The following is a 15,665-nucleotide window of genomic DNA, read 5'->3' as shown; positions in this document are numbered from 1 at the left end:
ACATGACGCGTGTGATTTTTGGACTTCTCGTAGTATTGCTGATCATTCACCCGGCATTGGCCGAGGTCGGTGAGGACGGGCTTCACAAGAAGCCTTGGTTTACAGTCTCTTTTAAGGATGTGGCTGAGGATATCGCGGATGCCGAAAGCCAGGGCAAGCGGCTGGCCATGATCTTCGAGCAACGCGGCTGCATCTATTGCAAGCAATTGCACGAGGGGCCTTTGTCCGACCCGGACGTGGTCGAGTTCATCAAGTCGAATTTCGTCGTGGTTCAGTACAATCTTTTCGGCGACGAGGAAGTAACCGACCTTGATGGCACGGCGTTGCCGGAAAAAGATATGGCAAAACGGTGGGGCGTGGTGTTCACGCCAACGATTCTCTTCATGCCTGAACAGGTTCCCGAAGGCGATAATGCCGGGCAATCGGCTGTCGCGACCATGCCCGGAGCCTTCGGAAAATGGACGACTCTGAACATGTTCGGCTGGGTCCGGGAGAAAGGTTACGAGGGCGAGGAGCACTTCCAGAAGTATCATGCCCGCCGGTTCCTGGAACAGCAGAAGACGCAGTAGGAACGACCGGATGCTGCTTCAGGATGGCAGATGCCTGTAACGCAACAACAAATTCAAAGATATGAATTTGTTGTTGCGTCCAAACGAATTTTCCGGTCTCCTAAATTTAAAGGTCAGCCAAAGCGCTGCCCGACAAAAAAATGGGAGGAGATTCGGTGATGAGAATTGCTGTCACCACCGTGCTGGCATTGATGCTTGGTGTTTCAGGCGTCTCGGCCGAGACGGTCAAACCCGCGGACGTGAAGATCGTCGATGGTACGGTTGCGCAAGCGCTGACCGACAAGCCGGGCGATCCCGACAAGGGGCGTCAGTGGTTCATGGGCCGCAAGCTTGGTAATTGCTTGGCTTGCCATGCGAATTCCAAGATGGCCGATCAGCCCTATCACGGCGAAGTGGGCCCGCCTCTCGACGGGGTGGCCGGTCGCTGGTCCGCGGCTGAGCTTCGGGCGATTGTCGTCAATTCCAAGGAAGCGCTTTCGCCGGAAACCATCATGCCCGGTTTCTACCGTGATGCCGGCCTCAATAGGGTCGCCAAGAAATTTGCAGGCAAGACGGTTCTGACGGCTCAGCAGGTTGAAGATGTCGTCGCTTACCTGATGACGTTGAAAGAGGAATAAAGCCGGGCGGTGGGCCATATGTGTCCCCGCGACGCTACGATAAACGGAGGAATGCCCAATGCAGATGACAAGGCGTGACATGTTCGCGCTTGCCGCCGGACTTGCCGCGGTCGGCCTGATTCAGGTGCCGGCTAACGCAAGTGAAGATGCGGTAGAGGCGGCTATCAAGAAATTTGCCGGCGGCATGCCGGAAACCGGTGGTGTCGAGATCGGCGCTCCGGAAATTGCCGAGAACGGTAACACCGTGCCGATCGAAGTGGCCGCTGCGGGCGCGACCGAGATCATGATCCTGGCGGCCGGGAACCCGAGTCCGGGTGTCGGAACGTTTCACTTTACCAAGGCCAGCGCCGAGAGCCGCGCGTCTACGCGGATCCGCCTGGCAGGCACGCAGGATATCGTGGCTGTCGCGAAAATGGCGGACGGATCGACGAAAATGGCCCGGCGCGAAGTGAAGGTGACGATCGGCGGCTGCGGCGGCTGAGGACGGAGGAAACAGAATCATGGCGAATATCAAACCCCGCGTGAAAGTGCCTAAAAAGGCCAAGGCCGGTGAGGCAATCACGATCAAGACCCTGATCAGTCATCCGATGGAGTCGGGTCAGCGCAAGGACCGGAAGACCGGCAAGTTGATTCCGCGCAAGATCATCAACAAGTTCGTCGCCAAATATAACGGCACGGATGTGTTCTGGATGGACATGGAACCTGCCGTCGCCGCGAACCCCTATGTTGAGTTCTCGGTCAAGCTGACGGAATCCGGAACCATGCGGTTCGAATGGACCGATGATGACGGTTCCGTCTACGACATCGAGAAAAAGATCTCCGTCGCGTGAACGAACGGAGACATGGGAGGATGGCATGAAAAAACTCTTGGCAATGGGAGTCATTGGACTCTTCGCGGCCACGGCTAACGTGGCGTTGGCCAACGAAGATGCCGAACTGGTGGTTGACGGTCAGGCCTTTGTCACCAAGCTGGACGCACCGGCGGACTCGCCCCTGTCAGAAATCCTGTCCGGCTGGCGGTTCCGGAATGCCGAAACACAGGAGCTGCAGACCGACGATTTCGAGAACCCGGCAATGATCTTCGCGGAATACGGCTCGGAGCTGTGGGAAACGGCTGATGGTGCGGATGGAAAATCCTGCGCGGACTGCCACGGCGATGCCGCTGAAAGCATGAAGGGCCTGAGGGCCTCAATGCCGAAATGGCACGAGGGCAAGAAGACACTGTTCGCGCTTGAGGATCACATCAACTGGTCTCGCGAAGAGCATCAGAAGGCCAAACCGTGGAAATGGGAAAGCCAGGAGATGGTGGCGATGACGGCCTTTATCGGCCTGCAATCCCGTGGCATGCCTGTAAAGGTGAAGGTCGACGGTCCGGCCGCCGAATGGTGGAAGCGGGGTAAAGAGCTCTATTACACCCGCGTCGGCCAGCTCGATATGTCATGCGCCCATTGCCACGAGAACAATTACGGCAACATGATCCGGGCTGACCATCTCAGCCAGGGTCAGATCAACGGCTTCCCTGTCTACCGTCTGAAATGGCAGGGCATGGGCTCGATCCACCGCCGCTTCAAAGGTTGCATGGACAATATCCGCGCAACACCGTTCAAACGCGGCTCGGACGAGTTTACCGCCCTTGAACTCTATCTTGCATCGCGTGGTGAAGGCCTCTCGGTCGAAACACCGGCGCTGCGTAACTGATCCAGTTCCGTGTCCGGGGTCCGTTTAGGGCTCCGGACACGGTCGGATTTTAAACGCTTTATCTGCTCCTTTACCTGAAATGCAGGGTGTTTCAGTGAGGAGAATTGTGTTCCGAAACGGGACTTGTTGAAGGAGCCTCATGTCATGTTGTCGCGCCGCGATTTCCTCCAGACGTCGTTTGCCGCCTCTGCAATCGTCGGACTGAGCGGTTTCGGGAACTGGGCCCAGCTCGCCGCACAACAGCGGCTTACCCAGAATCAGCTGCTGGACTTCGAGACGACAGGTAATGTCACCCTGGTTCATCTGACCGATTGCCATGCCCAGCTCATGCCTGTCTGGTTCCGCGAGCCGTCGATCAATATCGGTGTCGGCCAATCCGCTGGCCTGCCGCCGCATATTTCCGGCAAGAAGTTCCTAGACACCTATGGCCTGAGAGCCGGCACTCCCGAGGCTTACGCGCTGACCTCGGAAGATTTTGTGGCCCTCGCCCGTGAGTATGGCCAGATCGGTGGTTTCGACCGGATCTCCACGGTCCTGAAGTCAATCCGTGCCGACCGGCCGGACGCGCTGTTCCTTGACGGCGGTGACACCTGGCACGGCTCCATGACCGCCCTGCGCACGCAGGGGCAGGACATGGTCAATGTCATGAACGCGCTGAAGCCGGATGCGATGACCTCGCACTGGGAGTTCACCTACGGCATCGACCGGGTGACCGAGATTGTCGATGAACTGCCGTTCCCCTTCCTTGGCGCGAACATCTTCGACAGTGAATGGAACGAGCCGGCATACGACTCCCACAAGATTTTTGAGCGCGGCGGCGTCAAGATCGCCGTCATCGGTCAGGCCTTCCCGTATCTGCCGATCGCCAATCCGGGCTGGATGTTCCCGAACCTTTCCTTCGGTATCCGCGAGCAGCGCATGCGCGAGGTGGTCGAGGAAGTACGCGCTGATGGTGCCGAATTGGTCGTTGTACTGTCCCATAACGGGTTCGACGTCGACCGCAAGATGGCGAGCCAGGTCGAGGGCATCGATGTCATCCTGTCGGGGCATACGCATGACGCCCTGCCGGAGCCGGTCCAGGTCGGCAATACGCTGATTGTCGCGTCCGGCTCCCACAGCAAGTTCGTCTCCCGGCTCGATCTGGATGTCCGCGACGGTGGTGTGAAGGGCTTCAAATACCGCCTGATTCCGATCTTCTCGGACGTGATCGCACCGGATCCCGAAATGACTGCGTTGGTCGACGCCCAGCGCGCCCCGTTCAAGGCGGAACTCGGCGAAGTGATCGGCCAGACCGAATCCCTGCTGTACCGCCGTGGGAACTTCAACGGCACCTGGGACGACCTGATCTGTCAGGCGCTGCTTGAGGAACGTGAAGCCGACATTGCGCTGTCGCCGGGCTTCCGCTGGGGGCCAAGCTTGCTGCCGGGTGACGATATCACCCGCGAAGATATCTACGGCGCGACGTCGATGACCTATCCCAACGTCTATCGCAGCGAGATGACGGGCGAACTGATCCACACCATCCTCGAAGACGTCGCCGACAACCTGTTCAATCCCGACCCCTACTATCAGCAGGGCGGCGACATGGTGCGTGTCGGAGGCATGGGCTACTCGATCAACGTCAACAAGCCGATTGGCAGCCGTATATCAGGAATGACCCTGCTGAAGACCGGCGAGGCCATCGACCCGGGCAAGTCCTACGTGGTCGCAGGCTGGGCGTCGGTAAACGAGGGTACCGAGGGGCCGCCGATCTACGACCTTGTCGAGCAATATGTCGCCCGAAAGGGACGGGTCGAAATCACCCCGAATTCAGCCGTGAAGACAATTGCCGGATAGACCGGGCCGGAGACGGAAAGATGACTGAGAAAACACCAACCTCACGCAGAACCTTCCTGAAGGGCGGCTTGGCTGCCGGTGGCGCACTCGCCGCGGCGCCGGCACTGGCAGCGGGCGATCCCGCGATCCTTGAGGTTCAACCTTGGGCAAACCAGCTTGGCGAGGGCGTTGACGCAAAGCCCTACGGCACGCCGTCACCCTATGAGGCCCATGTTCGGCGCCGGAATGTTCCCTGGCTGACAGCGGACCCGGTGAGTTCGATCAATTTCACTCCGCTGCACGAGCTGGATGGTGTGATCACGCCGAACGGTCTCTGTTTCGAGCGGCATCATAGTGGTGTCGCTGAAGTCGATCCGGCCAAGTACCGGCTGATGATCAACGGTCTGGTCGAGCGCGAGCTTGTCTTCACGATGGAAGACCTGAAGCGCTTCCCGCGTGAGAACCGCGCTTATTTTCTGGAATGCGCGGCCAACAGTGGCATGGAGTGGCGCGGCGCGCAGTTGAACGGCTGCCAGTTCACCCACGGCATGATCCACAATGTCATCTATACCGGCATTCCGCTGAAGCTGATCCTTGAGGAAGCTGGTCTCAAGACCAACGCTAAATGGATCATGCCGGAAGGCGCCGACGCCGCGGCGATGACCCGTTCCGTGCCGATCGAGAAAGCCCTTGACGATTGCCTGGTCGCCTTCGCCATGAACGGGGAGGCACTGCGCCCGGAGCAAGGCTATCCGGTGCGTCTGGTTGTGCCCGGATGGGAAGGCAACATGTGGGTGAAGTGGTTGCGCCGGATCGAAGTCGGCGACATGCCCTGGCACCATCGCGAGGAAACCTCGAAATACACGGACCTGATGGCGAACGGGAAAGCCCGTCGCTTCACTTGGGAGATGGACGCCAAGTCGGTGATCACTAACCCGAGCCCGCAGGCTCCGATCACGCACGGCAAGGGCCGGACGATCATCACCGGCGTCGCCTGGTCCGGTCGAGGCACGATCAAGGAAGTGCATGTCACCACGGATGGGGGCCGGAACTGGCAGCAGGCGCGGATCGACGGGCCGTCCTGGGACAAGTCGATGCACCGTTTTTACTACGAGTTCGACTGGGACGGCAGCCCGCTACTCCTGCAGTCACGCGCTGTCGACAGCACCGGTTATGTGCAGCCGACCAAGAACGAGCTGCGTGCCGTTCGGGGTGAAAACTCAATCTATCACAACAACGGGATTCAGACCTGGCATGTCAACGCGAACGGGGAGGCGGAGAATGTCGAGATTTCTTAATCTGGCGGCGCTGACCATCGCGGTCGGCCTTGCGGGACCTGCGTTGGCGGAGCCGACCGGCCTTGGTCGACCGGCCACTCCGGACGAGGTTATTGCCTGGGATATCGATGTCCGTCCTGATGGTCTGGGCCTGCCCGAAGGCAACGGCTCGGTAGTGGACGGCGAGCCGATTTTTGCGGAACGATGCGCCTCCTGCCATGGTGATTTCGGCGAGGCTGTTGATCGCTGGCCCGTGCTGGCCGGCGGCCGGGACACGCTGACCAGCGCCCGTCCGGTCAAGACGATCGGGTCCTACTGGCCCTATCTCTCGACGGTCTGGGATTATGTGCACCGGGCCATGCCCTTTGGCGATGCCCAGTCCCTGACGGCTGACGAGACCTATTCGTTGACGGCCTATCTGCTCTATCTGAACGATCTGGTCGATGAGGATTTCGAGCTCAGCCGGGAGAACTTCACAGAGGTCGTCATGCCGAACGCCGGTGGCTTCTATGCGGATGACCGTCCCGAGACCGCCGTTTGGAAGAACCGCGCCCCCTGCATGACGGACTGCAAGCCGGAGGTGAAGATCACCGCCCGTGCGCAGGTTGTCGACGTGACGCCGGACGACCCGACCTCGAAACATTCCTCTGCGGCTCCGGCTGCGGAAGAAACCGAGGCAACGAAAGAGGAAGCGACCCAGGTCGCCGCCGCTCCGGCTGTGGATCCGGCGCTGGTCAAGGCTGGCGAGAAGGTCTTCAAGAAATGCAAGGCGTGCCATGCTGTCGGCGATAAGGCGAAGCACAAGATCGGCCCGCACCTGAATGGTATCTTTGGACGAGCCGCTGGTACTGCGGAAGGTTTCAAGAAATACTCCAAGGATATGCAGAAAGCTGGCGCTGATGGGCTGGTCTGGGATGAGGAAACGCTCGCGACCTTCCTCGCCAAGCCCAAGTCGATGATCAAGCGGACCAAGATGGCCTTCGCCGGCCTTAAGAAGGAAGACGATCTCACGGCAGTTATCGCTTACCTGAAAGCGATGGCCGAGTAAGAAGGGATGTCCGGATGAGTGTGTGGACGGCTCGCATCATCAAGGCAGTCAGCCTTGCCGTGATGCTTGCCGTCTCACCTGCGTCCGGCCCTGTTGCCGCGAGCGAAATCGGAGATGCGAAGACCGGGGCAAGGCTGTTCCAGGTCTGCAAGGCCTGCCACCGTGTCGGTAAGGAAGCCCGAAACGCTGTCGGCCCGCACCTGAACGGGGTGTTTGGCCGCGTCGCCGGTTCGGTCGAGGCTTTCCGCTATTCTGAAGGACTGATCCGTGCCGGGGCCGATGGCCTGATCTGGACGGCTGACAGTCTGGACGCCTATCTCGAAAATCCTAAAAGCCTGGTTTCGCGGACGCGGATGAATTTCATCGGCATGCCGAGCGCTGAGGACCGGTCGCATGTCATCGCCTACTTACGCGATTTCTCAGACAAGCCGAGCGACATTCCGGAAGCCGAACCTACATCGACCGCAACCGACCACGCGCTTGATCCCGCCATTCTCGCCATCGTCGGCGATCCGGACTACGGTGAATATCTTTCCGGCGAATGTCTGACATGCCATCAGGCGGGCGGATTGGACGAGGGTATCCCAGCGATCACGGGGTGGCCGCGGGAGGACTTTGTCGTCGCTATGCATGCCTACAAGAAAGAGATCCGGGCGCATCCGGTCATGCGGATGATGGCCGGTCGTTTGTCAGACGAAGAGATCGCCGGTTTAGCGGCGTATTTCGAAGGCCTCGAATAAACGAGGTGTAAAAGGGAGGAATTGCCATGTCTCTGAGTAGAAGGTCGATCCTTAAAGGAGCGGCGACAACTGCCGCGCTTAGCGTTGCACCGATGATCATGGGCGCCAGTCACGGAAAGCCCAAGGTCGTCGTCGTCGGCGGCGGCGCCGGCGGCGCGACTGTAGCGCGATACCTTGCGAAAGACAGCAAGGGCGCGCTCGACGTCACTTTGATCGAGCCGACCCGCACCTATTTCAGCTGCTTCTTCTCCAACCTCTATCTCGGCGGTTTCCGGACCCTTGAATCGCTTGGCCATACATACGGAAAGCTCGCCAGCGAATACGGCATCAACGTTGTGCATGATTGGGCTGTCGGCGTAGATCGGGATAAGAAGACGGTATCCCTGGCCGGCGGGGCATCGCTGCCCTATGACCGGCTGGTTCTTTCTCCCGGCATTGATTTCGTCGATGGCTCGGTACCCGGTTGGGATCTATCGCACCAGAACCGCATGCCCCATGCCTACAAGGGCGGCTCGCAGACCGAGCTGCTGAAAGCACAGGTCGAAGCGATGCGGCCGGGCGGCGTGTTCGCCATGGTTGCTCCGCCGAACCCTTATCGGTGCCCGCCGGGCCCGTACGAGCGCGTCTCCATGGTTGCGCATATGCTGAAGGAAAATAACCCGAAGGCGAAAATCCTGATCTTCGATCCTAAGAAGAAATTCTCCAAACAGGGATTGTTCCAGGCTGGTTGGGAGAATAGCTATCCGGGAATGATCGACTGGCTGGATTCCGAATTCACCGGTGCGCTGGAAGAGGTCCGTCCGCACAGCATGGAGCTTGTTGTCGGCGGCGAGGTGACAAAGGCGGATGTCGTCAACGTCATTCCGGCGATGAAAGCCGGCCGGATTGCCGAGCTCGCTGCGATCACGAACGACAAGGGCTGGGCGCCGGTGGTTCCCGCCACGCTGCAAAGCCGTGAGGATGAGAATATCCACGTTCTCGGAGATTCCGCGCACCAGGGAGACATGCCGAAATCCGGTTTCTCCGCCAACAGTCAGGCCAAGGTGGCGGCGAACGCCATTCGCGGCGCGCTGACCGGCTCGAAGGTCTTCCCGGCCAAGTTTGCGAACACCTGCTGGTCGCTGATCGGCACGAACAACGGCGTGAAGGTCGGCGCAGCCTATGAGGCGACGGCGGAGAAGATCGCCAAGACCTCGGGCTTTATCAGCCAGAACGGCGAGGATGCCGCCCTTCGTAAGCAGACCTACGAGGAAAGCATTGGCTGGTACGCCGGAATCAGTAAGGACATGTTCGGCTGACACTGATTGACCCCGCCGCCTGGCCGGACTGGCCGGCGGCGGGACGCTTAGCCTGAGCATCTGACAGACTGGTCGATATGGAATTTCTTGAGACATTGCTTGCGAGCGACCTGCTGTCGGATCCTGCGAAGGCTGGACTTGGCGGATTGCTTGTGGGGCTCGCATTCGGCGCCTGCGCCCAGGCCAGCCGTTTCTGCCTAAGAAGCGCATCACTGGAATTCTGGCGCGGCATGCTCGGGCCAAGTTTCGCGGTCTGGCTGCTTGTCTTCGGCTCCGCGTTGCTATTCGTTCAGCTGTTGCTCTGGTCAGAGACCCTGCCAGCAACAGAAGTGCGGCAACTGACCTCCGTCGGGACGCTCTCGGGGGCGATCATCGGCGGTGCGCTGTTCGGCATTGGCATGATCCTCGCCCGCGGTTGCGCCAGCCGCCTTCTGGTGCTTTCGGCGACCGGGAATCTCCGGGCCCTGATGACCGGGCTGCTGGTGACGGTCGTGGCCCAGGCGGCGCTTTCCGGCATCCTGTCGCCTTTGCGGCTTGATCTCTCCGCCCTCTGGACCGTCAGTCCGGAAATCCGGAATCTCAATCTTCATGTTCCTGATGTATTTGGCATCCTGCTCGGCGGTGCCCTGCTGGCGGTTGCGGTGCTGCTGGCATCGAGATCGGCTCTGGGATGGTCCCGTGCCCTGCTGTCGATGGCATTGGGCGGAACCATCGCCTGCGGGTGGCTCTTTACCGCGTCCCTGGCGCACGTCTCTTTCGAGCCGGTCTCGGTTCTGAGCGTTACCTTCACCGGGCCTTCGGCCGATACGCTTATGGCGTTGATCACCGCGCCCAGCGTGCCGCTCAGTTTCAGTCTCGGTCTCGTGCCCGGCGTCGCTCTCGGATCCTGCGCCTCGTCGCTGGTCAGGCGGGAATTCCGTGTCGAGGTCTTTGACCAGTCGACCGGTATGGTGCGCTACGTCTTTGGCGCCGTGTTGATGGGCTTCGGCGGCATGCTCGCTGGCGGCTGCGCGGTCGGTGCAGGGGTCACCGGCGGTTCGGTACTCTCTCTGACCGCCTGGCTGGCACTGCTGGCCATGTGGCTTGGTGCCGGAGCCTGCCAGTGGGCGATGGGAGACCGGGGCGTTGCGCCGGCACCTGGACGGGCTCTCTCATGACTGACGTTGCAGAAAGAATGGGCTCCATGCCGCTGATTATCCGCCTGTTTCTCGGAATCGTCCTGTTCCTCAGCTCGGCCGGTGGCCTTGTCGTGGAGATTGTTGCCGGCCGCCTGATCGCGCCCTATGTCGGCATGTCGCTGTATACTTGGACGGCGATCATTGCTGTGGTTCTGGCTGGCCTCTCCGCCGGGCATTGGATCGGTGGTCTCATGGCCGGTCCCGAGACGGACAGGCAGAGTGTATTGAAGCGTCTGGCTGGTTCGCTTGCATTGGCCGGAGCGAGCAGCCTGCTTGCTCTTGTATTGCTCAATGATCTGGCTGTCGGCCTGCTGTCGTCAGGACTCGGCCAGGTGACGATCGTGGTCTGCCTGACAACGGCACTGTTCCTGTTGCCGAGCCTCTTTGTCGGGATGGTCGCGCCGATGGTCACAAAACTGTCCGTCGACGCCAATCCGGGCCAGACGGGGGCCGTGATTGGAACCATGTATGCTGTCGGCACGGCCGGAAGCATTTTAGGCACGCTCTCGGCCGGCTATCTCTTCATCTCCTGGATCGGCTCCAGCGGCACGCTGATCGCGGTGACGGTGCTATACGGCACCCTCGCTTTGGGGTGCGCTCTGCTCGCGGGAAGGCGTCCGGCTCTGATTGCCGCCATATCGATCCTGCTGTTATCCCTGCCTCTCGCAGGGACGGGTATTGCCCGCAGTGCATTCGATTCCAGGTGTACTGTCGAAAGCGACTATTTCTGCATCGTCATCGATGACTTTGCGCCCTATAGCGGGCGCCCGAGCAGTCTGATGGTGCTGGATAATCTGGTGCACAGCATCAATGACAAGGCAGACCCGAGCCTGCTCTTCAGCCCCTATATTCAATTCGTCGATGAGTTTGCCCGGCGCCGGTTCCCGCTCGATCTCCCCGGTGTGGATTTCTCAGCCTTCTTCATCGGCGGCGGCGGTTACTCACTGCCGCGTTCCTGGGCGGCGACAGTTCCCGGCGCGCGTCTGGTGGTCGCGGAAATCGATCCGGCGGTCACGGCGGCGGCGCGTGACTATCTTTGGCTGGATGTGTCCGCATCGGGGCTCGAGATCCATCACCGCGATGCCCGTGCCCTGCTGCAATCCCTGCCGCCCGAACCCCGGTTCGACGTCATTTTCGGTGACGCCTTCCACGACATATCCGTGCCGACCCATCTGGTCAGCCGCGAGTTTAATGCCGAAGTCGCGGCCCGGCTGCGTCCGCAGGGGTTCTACGTTGCGAATGTGGTGGATGGGGCACGCAATCCGCGCTTCCTCGCGGCGCTGGTCCAGACACTGTCGCTCGACTTCGCGGATGTGACGGTCTGGCGGGAGATGGGCGAGGGAACCGGGGTGGGCCCGGACGGCCGCGTGACCTATGAGGTTGTTGCGACCCTGTCAGGCGTGCCGGAAGAAACGATCCATTCTGCCTTCGGGATCCGCCGTAGCTGGCAGCGGATCCCGATCGCGGATCTGATGGATCCCGGAGAACCGTCTCCGGTTGTGCTGACCGACGATTTCGCGCCGGTGGACCGGCTGCTGGCGCCGGTCCTGTTCTCGGGTGTGCCTACTGAGTGACCTGGGCCGTCTGCGGGCGATCCAGCATCGAGTCAACGGGAAGGCCCGCGTCCGCCGACCATTCGACCATTGAGCCGTCATACATCTTGGCAGCCCTGTTCCCGAGGATTTCCTGGGAAACGAACCAGCCGAGGCTTGCCCAGTGGCCGGTATTGCAGAAGTTGATCTGCGCGCCATCGGTCTTGATGCCAGCCAGCTGGTAGAGCTTCGCAATCGTGTCGCGGTCCCGGAACGTGCCGCCGTTCTGCGTCAGCCAGTTTTCCGGCAGATTGCGGGCACCCGGGATGGTTCCCGCACGCTTTGCCTTGGCATGCTTGTTGATGCCGAGGAACTGGTCCTGCGGCCGGTTGTCGACGATCATCTCGCCAGCGTTGCTTGCCGCGGCCATATCGGCTTTCGTGACCAGCATGTCTTCACGCAGTTCCACGGTAAAGATCGTCGGTTCCGGCACGACATCACCTGTTTCGAGCGGGTTCACCGGCTGCTTCGTCTCGGCGTTTATCTCGGCCGTGTAGGCCTTCATGCCGCCATTCAGGATCGACACCGCGTCATGACCGGCGACCTTGAATGTCCAGTAGATGCGTGTTGCCGTTCCCATATCGAGCGCAGATTTCCCGGCCGGAACGATGACGACATGGTCCTCGTTCTCGATGCCGAGATTGCCGATCGTGGTTTCCAGCGTTTCGGCGCTGGAAAGCTGCGCGATCGTGCCGTTGGCATCCTCGGTGCGCCAGCCGTCTTTCAGATAGTTGGTCCAGATCGCGCCGGGGATATGGCCGCGCAGATAATCTTCCTTGCTGGCACCGGCGAGACGACCGCGGACATCGAGAAAGACGACGCCGGGCTTGCCGATATTGGCCGCAGCCCACTCAACGCTTACCAGCGGCGTCGCCGTCTGGGCGACTGCTGTTCCGCACAGTGCGATCAAGGCAACCAAAGCTGTGACGATCGGTTTCATTGTCGGTTCCATTCTCTTGACCGGCAGGTTGTCTCCTGGGCGCTTGAGCGGAAGCTGAGCTGATATGGCCCTGCTTCCGGTCGGGCGACAGTGACGGTGATCCTGTGCCGGTAGTCGTAAAAACTCGGGTCGGCTGTTCCGCTTGATCGAGCGGAAAATCAGCAGCCCTCGGAGGATAAATATAAAATTCGTTCCCAATCGCCTAGGTGACGCGATGGAAATAGAACGAAACGGTCAAATATTGTTCCCTGTGGAGGCTATGCTTTCCCTGTCGTCGCTGATTGCAGAACGGATCGTATCTGCTGCGGGCTCTTCAATGCCGGTGACATCAGGCAGAATGGCGCAGTTTCGCCGTCCGCCCGCCCGTTGGGCGAAAAGAGAAGACGCATACAGGACCCAATTAATCGAATGGCTGAGAAGCCTGGCGGCGGGTAATCTGTCGAAGTCAGTCGGCGTTGCCTGCTAACATTTTTGGATTGAGCGCGTTCAACGGAGTTTTATCGAATGATCCTGACCTTCTGCGGCGCAGCCGGGACCGTCACCGGGTCGTGCTATTGGTTGCAAACGGACCGCTGTCAGTTCCTGGTTGATTGCGGAATGTTCCAGGGCTCGAAGACCCTGAAGGAGCTCAACTACGGGCCCTTTCCGTTCGATCCGAAGAAGATTTCCTTCGTTCTTCTGACCCACGCGCATATCGATCATTCGGGGCTCATTCCCAAGCTGGTCAAGCAGGGCTTCACCGGGCAGATCTTCGCCACAAGCGGAACGGTCGATCTCTTGACCTACATGTTGCCGGACAGTGGCGGGATCCAGGAGATGGAGGTCGAGCGGCTGAACAGACGCAACGCGCGGCGCGGCCGGCCGGCGGTGACGCCGATCTACGGCAAGGAAGATGCGCAGACCGCGCTCGGCTCTTTTTCCTCTGTCGAGTACGAGACGTGGCGTGAGGTCGGCGATGGCGTTCGCGCCCGTTACTGGAATGCCGGGCACATTCTCGGATCGGCGTCGATCGAGGTCGAAGTGTCATCCGGGGATCGGGACGCGAGGCTGTCGCGGTTCCTGTTTTCCGGCGATATTGGTCCGGACCACAAACTGCTTCATCCGGATCCGGAAGCACCCGGGAACTGGGACTGGGTCTGCTGTGAGGCGACCTACGGCGGGCGGCCTCGTGTCGATGTAACGCCTGAGCACAGGCGGGCTGTGCTTGCCGAGGAAGTGAACACGGCGCTGTCGCGGGGAGGCAACCTCTTAATTCCCGCATTCGCGGTCGAACGAACGCAGGAGCTTCTGCTTGATCTGGGGGCACTGTTTGATCAGGGGCGTATCCCTCAGGTGCCGGTTTTCCTCGACTCGCCACTGGCAATCAGAGCGACGGAGGTTTTCGAGAAGAATGCCTCCGATCTCGAGGATCTCCCGGCCGTTGGAGCCAGTTTCAGGCGTGCGAACATCCGTTTCACCGAGTCTGTCGATGAGAGCAAGCTGATCGCCCGGGTGAAGGGGGGCGCGATTATCATTGCCGGCAGCGGAATGTGCGATGCAGGACGAATTCGCCATCATCTGAAGCAGAATCTGTGGCGCTCCGATGCGACCGTCCTGTTGGTTGGCTACCAGGCTCCGGGTTCTCTCGGGGCACTTCTCGCCGGGGGTGTCGAAGCAGTCACGATTTTCGGCGAAGAACACCGCGTTAAGGCGACGATCCGGCAGATCGATGTGTATTCCGGACATGCGGACGGAGACGAATTGATCGACTGGCTGACCGACCGGTTGCCGGTGAAATCGGCCATCTTCCTTACACATGGTGAGGAGGAGGCTTTGTCGGCCATGCGAGAAGGCCTGGAAGCCAAGGGCGTCGATCCGGAACGGATCGTCATTCCTCAGCTGGACGATGTCGTCGACTTGTCAGCGGGGCATACTGCTATCCGGTTCAAGAAGAAGGTCAAACGCCTTGCTCCGGAAGCCGTTCGGGGACCGGATTGGCATAACGATCTGGCAGAGTTCTCTCTTCGCCTCAGGGAAAAGATGGAGACCGCCGCCGATGACCGGTCACGGCGCAAGATCATGCGGCGGGTCATCAGGGCTCTGGAGGATCCCAAGCGGGAGTGAGCCTCTGAGTGGAACCAGACTCGCCTCTAAGCTCTGGGCTGATTGTTCAATGATCTTGCATCACGAAGCCGTGAGTGCCGGTTATCCCATGCTCTGATCCTCATAAATCATAAGGGGGCCGTATGAGGGGCATAGATCGGCGATTGTCGAGATTTGTCCCGTTGGATGGCCTTGGAAATGTCACGCGCAATTGGAGAATTCCATATGTCCGTCGAACAGTTCACCCGACGCACCCTGCTTGTCGCGGGCGGTGCTATCGCAGCAACATGGGGCGGCGGCCTTTATGTTCCGGCGCAGGCGCAAGGCCTGGCGCCGACACCCTCGATGCGTGGCGGTTCGAACAACTACATCCCCAATGCCCCGATCGTGGAACGGATCGGTGGTGGCGGCTTCTGGATGACGGGAACGGTACGCCGAGCGGGCGACGGCGCTCCGCTGGCAGGCCAGCGCATCCAGATCTGGGCGCATACGACCGAAGGGTACGAGCGTGACCCGCACAGTCATGGCGCCACGCTTACCGATGAGAATGGGGAGTTCCGGCTTGAGATGCCGCAGATCGTTCCTGCCTTCGGGCAGCCGCACGGACATCTCGCCTATGACAGTGATGAATTCGAAACCGTCTTCCTGCGTCCGGTCATGTCGAGCTCAAAAGATACCAGTCTGCGTGCGGATTTTGTCCTCAAGCCAGTCTGATAGAGAGAGCGAAGGATACCGCGTTTCAAATCACCGGGATGAGCTCAACGCTTTCTGTTCGCGCATACAGCCTCCTGTAACAGCCTGCTAGTGTCAG

15 protein-coding genes are annotated in these 15,665 nt (G+C 60.2%); 14 read left to right on the top strand and 1 reads right to left on the bottom strand.

Annotation, left to right across the window (positions count from 1 at the left end):
• Nucleotides 1-2: 2 nt before the first annotated feature.
• The 12 genes from VOI22_RS20835 (at nucleotide 3) to VOI22_RS20780 (ending at nucleotide 11,814) form a co-directional block, all read left to right on the top strand.
• The gene (locus VOI22_RS20835) at nucleotides 3-569 is read left to right on the top strand and encodes a thioredoxin family protein (RefSeq protein ID WP_323798376.1); all 567 of its coding nucleotides are present in this window, start codon (nucleotides 3-5) and stop codon (nucleotides 567-569) included.
• Nucleotides 570-727: 158 nt separating this feature from the next.
• Nucleotides 728-1,186 (top strand): sulfur oxidation c-type cytochrome SoxX, encoded by a 459-nt coding sequence (soxX, locus tag VOI22_RS20830; RefSeq protein ID WP_323798375.1) that lies wholly within the window; start codon nucleotides 728-730, stop codon nucleotides 1,184-1,186.
• Between the two features lie 58 nt (nucleotides 1,187-1,244).
• Nucleotides 1,245-1,667, top strand: a complete 423-nt coding sequence (gene soxY, locus VOI22_RS20825; protein ID WP_323798374.1) for a thiosulfate oxidation carrier protein SoxY — start codon at nucleotides 1,245-1,247, stop codon at nucleotides 1,665-1,667.
• Between the two features lie 19 nt (nucleotides 1,668-1,686).
• On the top strand, nucleotides 1,687-2,016 hold the full coding sequence (gene soxZ, locus VOI22_RS20820) for a thiosulfate oxidation carrier complex protein SoxZ (protein ID WP_323798373.1): 330 nt from the start codon (nucleotides 1,687-1,689) through the stop codon (nucleotides 2,014-2,016).
• A 25-nt stretch (nucleotides 2,017-2,041) separates the two neighbouring features.
• Nucleotides 2,042-2,884 carry a sulfur oxidation c-type cytochrome SoxA gene (soxA, locus tag VOI22_RS20815; protein WP_323798372.1) on the top strand — a complete coding sequence of 281 codons (843 nt, stop codon included), beginning with the start codon at nucleotides 2,042-2,044 and terminating at the stop codon, nucleotides 2,882-2,884.
• A gap of 144 nt (nucleotides 2,885-3,028) precedes the next feature.
• Nucleotides 3,029-4,720 (top strand): thiosulfohydrolase SoxB, encoded by a 1,692-nt coding sequence (gene soxB, locus VOI22_RS20810; RefSeq protein ID WP_323798371.1) that lies wholly within the window; start codon nucleotides 3,029-3,031, stop codon nucleotides 4,718-4,720.
• 20 nt (nucleotides 4,721-4,740) lie between these two features.
• A complete protein-coding gene (gene soxC / locus VOI22_RS20805) occupies nucleotides 4,741-5,997 on the top strand; it encodes a sulfite dehydrogenase (protein WP_323798370.1) in 1,257 nt (418 codons plus the stop codon).
• On the top strand, nucleotides 5,981-7,024 hold the full coding sequence (locus VOI22_RS20800; protein ID WP_323798369.1) for a c-type cytochrome: 1,044 nt from the start codon (nucleotides 5,981-5,983) through the stop codon (nucleotides 7,022-7,024). Before soxC ends, VOI22_RS20800 begins: the two co-directional genes overlap by 17 nt.
• Nucleotides 7,025-7,038: 14 nt before the next feature.
• Nucleotides 7,039-7,764, top strand: a complete 726-nt coding sequence (locus VOI22_RS20795; protein ID WP_323798368.1) for a c-type cytochrome — start codon at nucleotides 7,039-7,041, stop codon at nucleotides 7,762-7,764.
• A 26-nt stretch (nucleotides 7,765-7,790) separates the two neighbouring features.
• Complete coding sequence (locus VOI22_RS20790) at nucleotides 7,791-9,062, top strand: NAD(P)/FAD-dependent oxidoreductase (RefSeq protein WP_323798367.1); 1,272 nt, start codon at nucleotides 7,791-7,793, stop codon at nucleotides 9,060-9,062.
• Nucleotides 9,063-9,139: 77 nt separating this feature from the next.
• Nucleotides 9,140-10,219: a YeeE/YedE family protein gene (locus VOI22_RS20785; protein ID WP_323798366.1), complete on the top strand. Its 1,080-nt coding sequence runs from the start codon at nucleotides 9,140-9,142 to the stop codon at nucleotides 10,217-10,219.
• Complete coding sequence (locus VOI22_RS20780) at nucleotides 10,216-11,814, top strand: fused MFS/spermidine synthase (RefSeq protein ID WP_323798365.1); 1,599 nt, start codon at nucleotides 10,216-10,218, stop codon at nucleotides 11,812-11,814. Before VOI22_RS20785 ends, VOI22_RS20780 begins: the two co-directional genes overlap by 4 nt.
• On the opposite strand, the gene VOI22_RS20775 is transcribed toward VOI22_RS20780, so the two are convergent.
• On the bottom strand, nucleotides 11,804-12,772 hold the full coding sequence (locus tag VOI22_RS20775) for a sulfurtransferase (RefSeq protein WP_323798364.1): 969 nt from the start codon (nucleotides 12,770-12,772) through the stop codon (nucleotides 11,804-11,806). The genes VOI22_RS20780 and VOI22_RS20775 overlap by 11 nt on opposite strands.
• Nucleotides 12,773-13,276: 504 nt before the next feature.
• Here VOI22_RS20775 and VOI22_RS20770 point away from each other — a divergent pair.
• Together VOI22_RS20770 and VOI22_RS20765 are read left to right on the top strand one after the other, a co-directional pair.
• On the top strand, nucleotides 13,277-14,875 hold the full coding sequence (locus tag VOI22_RS20770) for an MBL fold metallo-hydrolase (RefSeq protein ID WP_323798363.1): 1,599 nt from the start codon (nucleotides 13,277-13,279) through the stop codon (nucleotides 14,873-14,875).
• A 204-nt stretch (nucleotides 14,876-15,079) separates the two neighbouring features.
• Nucleotides 15,080-15,568, top strand: coding sequence for a hypothetical protein (locus VOI22_RS20765; protein WP_323798362.1), 489 nt, complete (start codon nucleotides 15,080-15,082; stop codon nucleotides 15,566-15,568).
• The last annotated feature ends 97 nt before the right edge of the window (nucleotides 15,569-15,665 follow it).

The sequence above is a fragment of the Nisaea sp. genome (genome assembly GCF_034670185.1).
Lineage (GTDB): Bacteria > Pseudomonadota > Alphaproteobacteria > Thalassobaculales > Thalassobaculaceae > Nisaea.
The sequence above is the reverse complement of the archived record's forward strand: the minus strand, read 5'-3'. Positions and strand labels throughout refer to the sequence as shown.